This window comes from Aeromonas sp. (genome assembly GCF_050633025.1).
Lineage (GTDB): Bacteria > Pseudomonadota > Gammaproteobacteria > Enterobacterales > Aeromonadaceae > Aeromonas.
Genome location: NZ_JBODRQ010000133.1, coordinates 1 through 9019 on the forward strand (window position 1 = coordinate 1; position 9019 = coordinate 9019).

The following is a 9019-nucleotide window of genomic DNA, read 5'->3' on the forward strand; positions in this document are numbered from 1 at the left end:
TCAAGGAAGATCTCTTCCCCGAGTATGCCGAGCTGTGGCCGGAAAAAATGTGCAATGTGACCAACGGGGTAACCCCGCGTCGCTGGCTGCTAGCCTGTAACCCGGAACTGGCTGCACTCTATAACGAGGTGGTGGGCAAGGAGTGGCCGCTGCAACTGGACAAGCTGCGTGGTGTAGAGAAATTTGCCGATGACAAAGCGTTCCAGCAGCAGTTCATGACCATCAAGCGTCACAACAAGGAGAAGCTGGTCAAGGTCATCAAGGACGAAACGGGTATCGATGTCAGTGCCGAGGCGATTTTCGATGTCCAGATCAAACGTCTTCACGAGTACAAGCGTCAGCAGCTGAACCTTATCCACATCATGGCGCTCTATCGCCGTCTGCTGGCTAACCCGGACTATGACATGCATCCGCGCGTATTCATCTTCGGCTCCAAAGCGGCACCCGGTTACAAGCTGGCCAAAGATATCATCTATGCCATCAACAAGTTGGCGGATCGAGTCAACAATGACACCCGCATCCAGGGCAAGCTTAAAGTGGTGTTCATGCCGAACTACCGCGTGAGCCTGGCCGAGAAGCTGATCCCGGCGGCAGATGTCTCCGAGCAGATCTCTACTGCTGGTTATGAAGCGTCCGGTACCGGCAACATGAAGATGGCACTCAACGGTGCGATCACTGTCGGGACGCTGGATGGAGCCAACATTGAGATCGCTGAAGAGGCGGGAGCCGAAAATTGCGCCATCTTCGGTCTGAACGTGGATGAGGTGAAGTCGCTGAAGGCACGCGGTTACAACCCGTACGACTTCTACTATGCGAACTCCGAGCTTAAAGCCGTACTGGACTGGTTTGATACCGACTACTTCACGCCGGGTCGTCCGGGTGAGCTGGCCGCCATCAAGCGTTCCTTGCTGGAAGGGGGTGACCCTTACCTGACCTTGGCGGACTTTCAGTCCTACTCGGATGCACACAAGCTGATCGATACCTGGTATCGGGATCCGGCTTTGTGGGCGAAGAAGGTGATCATCAACTCGGCTACCATGGGTAAGTTCAATTCAGACCGCTCCATTCAGGACTATGTGGATCGGATCTGGAAATTGAAGCCCTGCAATATCGGTTAATAAACCCGAGATCAAGCCCCCGTGATACGGGGGCTTCAGAGCGCTGAAGAACCCCCTCTTTTTCAAAGCGGGGGTTCTTTTTTGGGCTCGTGGGGATAACGCGAATACCGGTCCCGTGATGCTGTGCCAAACAGCGCTCCGTCCTCTAGAGGTATCCTGATTTTCACAGACAGTCCCGATTGTTACGATGAGACAATCGGGGGTATTGAATGAAATCGAGAGAACACTATTCACCAGAGTTTCGGGCAGAGGCGGTTCGACTGGTGTTGGAGCAAGGCCTTGGCCAAGCTGAAGCCGCCAGAAGGTTGGGTATTGCCAAAGGCACACTGAGCAACTGGGTGGTCGCAGCCAAGGGAGGAAAGAATACATCGGCCATTCCCGGAGCGCGTTCTGTCGCCGAGCTGGAGGCTGAAGTGGCCCGGCTACGCAAAGCTTTCGCACAAGCCAACATGGAGCGCGACATCATAAAAGGCCGCCACGTACTTTGCTCAGAAGTAGACCTACTTGTCAGCCAATGACGGGTCGCTTGGTGCCGAGCTAAAAAAGAACCCCCTCATTGAATAAGAGGGGGTTTTTCAGCAGTCTGAAGGCCCCATCGGGGGCCTTGGCAGTAACTCAATGGAGTATGTCGCCCATAAAATAGGCAAGCAGGGTTAAAATGACGGTGAATACCAAGTTCAGCACCAGGCCGGCCCGCATCATTTCCCGCTGCTTGATATGGCCGCTCGCGAAGACGATGGCATTGGGCGGGGTGGCCACTGGCAGCATGAAAGCGCAGGAGGCGCCGACAGCGATCAGCACTGAGACAACGATGGGAGAGACGCCCAGAGCCTCTGCGACTCCGGCAAATAGCGGTACCAGCAGCGCAGCGGTAGCGGTGTTGGAGACCAGCTCGGTCAGAAACACCACAAAGGTGGCCAGACAGAGCAGGATGACGAATATCGGCATGGTAGCCAGAGCGCTGGAGAGGTGCTCCGCCAGGAAGGCGTTGGCCCCGGTCTGCTTCAGGATGCTACTCAGGGTCAAGCCGCCACCAAACAGCATCAGTACGCCCCAGTCGGTGTTCTGATTGATATCATCCCAGCTGGCCACCCGGCTGACGGCGATGGCGATGATGGCCCCCATGGCGATCAGTGTATCAAATTGAGGTATTCCTCCCAGAGCCTGGGCAATAGGTTGGGAGCCAACCCACAACAGCACTGTGGTCAGAAAGATCAGCATGGTCACCTTGCGTTGGCCAGTCCACTCTATGGTCACTCGCTCGGTGCTGACCTGATGGGAGAGGTTGGGGCGGGTTACCAGATAGAGCAGGCCGATGCCTACTGGCATGAAGATGAGGACAACAGGAATGCCAAATTTCAGCCAGTCAGTGAACCCCAGCCCCATCTGGGCTGCAGCAATGGCATTGGGCGGGCTACCTACCAGGGTGCCGATGCCGCCAATACTGGCGCTGTAGGCGATACCCAGCAGTACGAAGACGAAGGTAGCGCGATCTTTTTTACTATCGAGGTGAGTCAGCATACCTATCGCAAGTGGCATCATCATGGCGGCGGTGGCGGTATTGCTGATCCACATGGAGAGTGCAGCAGTAATAGTGAAGAGTACTATGGCAGCCCAGCCAAGGTGTCCCTTGGCGATCTGCATTACTTTACCGGCAATCTGGGTGTCCAGCCCCTGCTTGGAGAGTGCTGCCGCCAGGGCAAAACCGCCAAAAAAGAGGAACAGCACCGGGTTGGCGAAGTCGGTCAACGACTTGCTCATTTCAAACACCCCGAGCAGGGTGGCAAGTACCGGAATGGAGATAGCGGTAATAGTGATGTTCACCGCTTCGGTCAGCCAGAGGATAGCGATAAAGACCAGAATGCCCAGCCCCTTATTGACCATGGGGTCAAACGGGAGCCAAGCCAGCATGGCACAAAGTAGCAGGACATCCAGGATGACGATCCCTGATTTGATGTCCAGCCAGCGAGCAGGAACAGAGGGTACAGCGGGTGTGTGCATAACGTTCTCTCGGTTAACTTGAGGTTGTTTTTGTGTTGCCAACATTACATGTGTTTACTTGTTTGAAACAGGAGCACATGTTGAAAATCAGCCTCGATTCACACACGCATTGATAAAAATGAGAAAATAAGCACATAAATAAAATATTGATGAAGCATAAATCAAACATCCAGAAACGTTTCCAGCCACTGTTTGAACATGCTCTTGGGCAAAGAGCCATTTATCTGGTTCACCAGTTTGCCCTGTTTGAAGACCATCAGGGTGGGGATGCTGCGAATGGCGTAACGGGCAGCAATGGTGCTCTGCTGCTCGGTATCGACTTTGACAAAGCGCATCCGTGGTTCGAGTTCATGGGCAACCTCATGAAATACCGGAGCAAACTGTTGGCAGGGGCCGCACCAGCTGGCCCAGAAATCGATTACGACCGGGATATCGGAGTTGATCAGGGTATCAAAATTATCCACCTTCCCGAGGCAAGGGGTCTGGCCGAACAGGAGGGCTTTGCAGTGCCCGCATTTGGCGGATGTATTGATATGGGTAGCGGGCAGGCGGTTCCTGGTAAAGCAGTGGCTACAATAGGTAGTGATAAACAACATAATAGGTTCCTTCTATATCTGCGCTGGCTGAGAATATGATGAGGGGCCAGAATGAAGCAATCGCGAAACAATCGCGACATATCAGAACAATAACGGTAACACGTTGGCCGGCGGAGTGAATAACGCCCCCCCCCAGGGTTCATGGCCTAACCGGATAATTCAGCGACCACCAGATGAGAGCCGAGACGGGATGAATAAAGGATCACGGAAAAACCGTGCTGTGCCAGGGCTGATCGTTGCCCTGCTGCTCGCCTTTTCGGGCTACTGCTGGCAGTCGCTCAGTCAGCAGCAGCAGGCCCACAACCTGAACGAAGCGGCCGAGGTGGTGCTGAACCGGATCAACGTTGATACCGTCTATCTGCTTGGGCGGGAGCAGGCCAATGACAGCAATGTCCAGCAGCGCCTGAACCAGTTATCCATCACCCTTGACAGTTTTGTTCGGGAAGTCAGAAGCGATCCCGAGCTGGTGCAAGAGGAGCTCTCCCTGGCTCTGCTTGATGACATAGACACCTATCTGATGGCGCTGGCCAAGCTTCATGCCATTGAGATGGCTATCGAGTATCTCAATGCGCCCCTGCAGGCCCAGATTAAAAAGGTGCGGGGGATAAGCCCGTCAGACAGTGCGCTTCATCGCGATCTCGAGGAGCTTGCGCAACTGAGTAGCTATTTACAGCGCAGTTGGGACAAACGTGAACAGACTGCGCTGAACCAGTTGCAGCAGCAGTTGCAATCCCGTTATGGCGATTTGCCGGATATCGCCACCCTGATCCGCCTGAGCAAGGAGGTGAGCCAGCAGGTGATTGCCTATCACACCTTGCGTTACCAGCTCATCGACATGCATGTGAGCGAGAGTCTGGTGCGCTGGAAACTCGACAAGCTGGAGCGCGCCTCCTCTTTGATGAACCGCTTCTATTTGATGGTGTTGTGCGGGGCCTTGATCTGCTTTGTGCTGGTGGCTTTCACTCTGTGGCGCCGCAACCAGAAGCTGAGCGAGTTGTCGCGCCAGACCGGCTTGCTGGCCCAGGCCAAGAGCGATTTTCTGGCCAACATGAGCCACGAGATCCGCACCCCGATGAACGCTATTATTGGCTTTAGCTCGCTGGCACTGCAGACCGAACTTGATCAGCAGCAACGGGACTATCTGGGCAAAATCAAGTCTTCATCCGATACCTTGCTGTTACTTATTAACGATATTCTCGATCTGACCAAGGTGGAATCGGGCAAGCTGACGTTGGAGGAGATCGATTTCGATCTTGGCGAGCAGATCGACTCGCTGGCGGGTATGTTTGCCGATCTGGCAGAACGCAAGCATATCGAGGTGATCATTCGCAAATCGCCCGAGATACCGCTTTTCTTGCGTGGGGATCCCCTACGATTGGGGCAAGTGCTGGTCAATCTGGTGAACAACGCCATCAAGTTTACCGAACGCGGTGAAGTCGAAGTATGCATCGAGCTGGCCAACCAGCATCCGATGCGGATCCGCTTCAGTGTGCGTGATACCGGCATCGGTATTGCCGAAGAGAAGCAGACCCAACTGTTTCAGGCGTTTACCCAGCTGGAGGCGGGCAATACCCGCAAATATGGCGGCTCGGGGCTGGGTCTGAATATCTCCCAGCGGCTGGTCGAGCTGATGGGGGGGCGGATCACAGTAGAGAGCAAAGCTGGAGTTGGCTCTCTGTTCAAGTTCGATATCCCGATGGCGCAGGCGGTCTACGGGGTGGCCGGACGGAAAGTCTTCTTCGAGCACCAGCCGCTGGTGATGGTGATGGATGACAACGAGCTGGTGCTAGAACTGGCCAGGGATATTCTGACTCGCGCGGGTGTGCGGGTGCTGCCGGTTAACTCCCTTTCCCGCGCCCGTCAGCTGCTCCGTGAAGAGGGACCGAATCTTCGGTTGGCGATCCTCGACTGGCGAATGGGTCAGGAGGATGGGCTCGATCTGGCGTTGGAGATGTATCAACACAGCCAGTGGCGGCGGATCCCCATCCTGATGATCAGTGCCTGGGCCAGAGAAGGGCTACACGCCCGGATGGATAGCATGGGGCTGACCCATTTTCTGCCCAAACCGATGACCGAAAATGCCCTGCTGGCCAAGGTGGACGAGTTGCTCAACGGCAGCTCCTACGAACTTAACCTGCGCAAGGTCGAAGCGCAGGGGGATCAGCTGCATTTCAAATCCTTGCTACAGGGTACAAGAGTGCTGCTGGCGGAGGACAACCGGGTCAACCAGCAGCTTATCATCGAATACCTGCGTCGGGTCGATGCGGTGGTGTGCGTGGTCAGCAATGGCCGCGAGGCGGTGGAACGGGTCGGTGAGCAGCCTTTTGATGTGATCCTGATGGATCTGCAGATGCCGGTGCTGGACGGGCTCGATGCCACCCGCCAGATACGCAAGATGGTCGACAAGCACGATGTGCCCATCATAGCGTTGACCGCCAGTGCTATGCCCGGTGACAAGGATCGTTGTCTGGGTGTCGGGATGAATGGCTATGTCACCAAGCCGGTGAGCAAGCTGGATCTCTACAACAACCTGCTGCAGTGGGTAAAGCCGCAAGGGGTGGAGCAGGCGGGGATCATGGAGGTGAAACCGCCGGATATGATGGGGATCCTCGATCTGCAGGATGCCCTCAAGCGGCTGGAGCAGGACAAGGAGGCATTGCAGATCCTGTTCAAGCTGTTCATGTCGGAGCACAAGGACGATCTGTGGGAGATCCGTTCCGCATTGCGCCGCCAGGAACCCGAAATGGCCAGCAAGCTGCTGCACACTCTCAAGGGGGTGTCGGCCAATATCTCGGCGGCCCGTCTGCAATTGGTGGCTGGCGAGCTGGAGTGGCGCCTGCGGCAAAACGAGGTGCTAAGCGAGTCAGATCTGGAGCAGTTGCAACAGGTGTTCAGCCAGACCCGGGAAGAGGTGTCACACTTCCTGTTGACCGGTGAGCAGCATGAAAATGCGTATAATCCCTATTCATCAGGTGATGATCGCATGTCACAGTGAATTAAATAGTAATTATTCTCAACCATCCCGGTTCGGGATATGATGAGCTTTCGTTCGAATCGCCTCCAGCCGGAGGCGATTGTTTTCATTCTTCTATTTCTGCGTGGCTTCTCTGATGGCCGCTCCTTGGAGCGGTCACGGGCAGAGAGCGCTAAAGGTTGGTGGTGTGAGCGTATTTCTACGATTGAGCTGGTTTTTCAAGGAGCAGTGGTCCCGTTATCTGGCCGCCATCTCCTTGCTGCTGATGGTGGCCCTGTTGACCGTTATTCCGCCCAAAGTGGTGGGCTGGGTGGTGGATGGTATCACCAAAGGGGATCTCGATAATGGCACCCTGATGCGCTATCTGGCGGGGCTGTTTGGTCTGGGTGTGCTGATTTATCTGCTGCGCTACGTCTGGCGGGTGATGCTGTTCGGTGCCTCTTACCGTCTGGCCTATGTGTTGCGCAATCGCCTTTTCAGCCATTTCACCCGGATGAGCCCAGATTTTTATCAGCGCCACCGTACTGGCGATCTGATGGCCCATGCCACCAATGACATTCAGGCGGTGGAGATGACCGCTGGCGAAGGGGTGCTGACTCTGGTGGACTCCATCATGGTCGGGGTATTGGTGCTCTCCATCATGTGCAGCCAGTACTCCTGGCAGTTGACGCTGGTCTCCTTGTTGCCGCTGCCGGTGATGGCCTATTTCATGAACCGCTTCGGCACCCAGATCTACACCCAGTTCAAGGCGGCGCAAGGTGCCTTCTCCAGGCTCAACAACAAGACCCAAGAGGCCCTTTCCGGCGTGCGGGTGCTGAAATCCTATGCGGTTGAATCGCTGGAAGATGAAGGCTTTGCCGAGCTGACCAAACAGGCGGGGGAGCGCAATATGGCGGTGGCCCGCATCGATGCCAAGTTCGATCCGGTCATCTATCTCTGTATCGGTTGCTCCTACTTCCTCGCGGTGGCGGGGGGCAGTGTGCTGGTACTGCAGGGTGAGTTGACCCTGGGTGAGCTCACCAGCTTCACCATGTACCTCGGCCAGCTGATCTGGCCGATGTTTGCCATCGCCTGGCTGTTCAACATCATCGAGCGGGGCAGTGCCGCCTACTCCCGTATCGAAAGCCTGCTGGGGGAGCGCAGCGATATCGAAGAGCCCGCCCAGCCGGCCGCGTTTACCTCTGCCTTTCCTTTGCAGATCAAAGGGGTGAGCTATCGACTCGAGCAGCGCACCCTGCTTGCGGATATCGACGTTACCCTCAAGCAAGGGGGGATGCTCGGGGTGGTGGGGCGCACCGGGGCTGGCAAGAGCTCCCTGCTCAAGCTGTTGATGCGCCTTGCCAATCCGACTCACGGTTCGATAGCTATGGGGGGCGTACCGATTGACCAGTTGCCGCTCGCCACACTGCGCAGCCAGTTTGCCTATGTGCCGCAGGAGCCATTCCTGTTTTCCACCACCATCGCTGCCAATATTGCCCTCGGCAAACCCGATGCGAGCCGCGAGGAGGTCGAACGGGTGGCGCGCATTGCCTGTGTCCACGATGATATCGTGCGTTTCCCCAAGGGCTATGAGACCGAGGTGGGGGAGAAAGGGGTGACCCTCTCCGGCGGCCAGAAACAGCGGCTGGCCATTGCCCGCGCCCTGCTGCTGGAGGCGCCCATTCTGGTGCTCGATGATGCGCTATCGGCGGTGGATGCCCACACCGAGCAGCAAATTCTGCACGCTCTCAAGGCCCATCGTCGCACCCTGATCCTGGTCAGCCATCGCATGACGGCGGTGGAGCAGGCTGACGAGATCCTGGTGCTGGAGCAGGGGACCATCAGCGAGCGGGGTCATCACGGTACCCTGATGGCGCACAATGGCTGGTATGCAGATATGGTGCGTTACCAGCGACTCGAAGAAGCGGTGGAGGAGAGCCTGTGAATCCGACCATTAAACGACTGCTCGCCTACTGCGCCCAGTATCCTCGCTGGCTGATCCAGGCTGGGATCTGTTTGCTGCTTGCTACCGGCGCCGAAGTGGCCGGGCCGCTGCTGATCAAGCTCTTTATCGATGACTATCTGGCGCCTCGCAATATCGTGCTGCCCACCATAGCCCTGATTGCAGCGGGCTATCTGGGCTTGCAGGTGCTGTCGGCGGCGGGTTTCTATTTGCAATCCCTGCGCTTTAACCGCATTGCTCAGGCGGTGGTGCAAACCCTGCGCGAGCAGGTATTTGCTACCGCCATCCGTTTGCCGGCCCGCTACTTTGACAAGCATCGATCCGGCTCGCTGATTTCCCGCATCACCAACGACACCGAGGCGATCATGAACCTCTATGTGCAGGTGAT

At 56.3% G+C, this 9019-nt stretch carries 6 protein-coding genes and 1 pseudogene; 5 read left to right on the plus strand and 2 right to left on the minus strand.

Features of this window, described 5'->3' with window-relative positions:
- Together ACRAUW_RS14875 and ACRAUW_RS14880 are read left to right on the plus strand one after the other, a co-directional pair.
- Nucleotides 1–1118: glycogen/starch/alpha-glucan phosphorylase (locus tag ACRAUW_RS14875; protein ID WP_431362899.1), on the plus strand; the 1118-nt coding region annotated here is incomplete at its 5' end.
- Between the two features lie 209 nt (nt 1119–1327).
- A pseudogene (locus ACRAUW_RS14880) lies at nt 1328–1615 on the plus strand (transposase); the annotation flags it as partial.
- Between the two features lie 118 nt (nt 1616–1733).
- On the opposite strand, the gene ACRAUW_RS14885 reads toward ACRAUW_RS14880, so the two are convergent.
- Together ACRAUW_RS14885 and trxC are read right to left on the minus strand one after the other, a co-directional pair.
- Nucleotides 1734–3119, minus strand: coding sequence for an SLC13 family permease (locus ACRAUW_RS14885; protein WP_431362900.1), 1386 nt, complete (start codon nt 3117–3119; stop codon nt 1734–1736).
- A 161-nt stretch (nt 3120–3280) separates the two neighbouring features.
- Nucleotides 3281–3715, minus strand: coding sequence for a thioredoxin TrxC (trxC, locus tag ACRAUW_RS14890; RefSeq protein ID WP_431362901.1), 435 nt, complete (start codon nt 3713–3715; stop codon nt 3281–3283).
- Nucleotides 3716–3905: 190 nt separating this feature from the next.
- Between trxC and ACRAUW_RS14895 the strand changes: the two genes are divergently transcribed.
- The 3 genes from ACRAUW_RS14895 to ACRAUW_RS14905 form a co-directional block, all read left to right on the plus strand.
- Complete coding sequence (locus ACRAUW_RS14895; RefSeq protein WP_431362902.1) at nt 3906–6710, plus strand: response regulator; 2805 nt, start codon at nt 3906–3908, stop codon at nt 6708–6710.
- A 166-nt stretch (nt 6711–6876) separates the two neighbouring features.
- Nucleotides 6877–8613 carry an ABC transporter transmembrane domain-containing protein gene (locus ACRAUW_RS14900; RefSeq protein WP_431362903.1) on the plus strand — a complete coding sequence of 579 codons (1737 nt, stop codon included), beginning with the start codon at nt 6877–6879 and terminating at the stop codon, nt 8611–8613.
- A partial coding sequence (locus tag ACRAUW_RS14905; protein WP_431362904.1) for an ABC transporter transmembrane domain-containing protein occupies nt 8610–9019 on the plus strand: 410 nt, incomplete at its 3' end. The genes ACRAUW_RS14900 and ACRAUW_RS14905, both read left to right, overlap by 4 nt.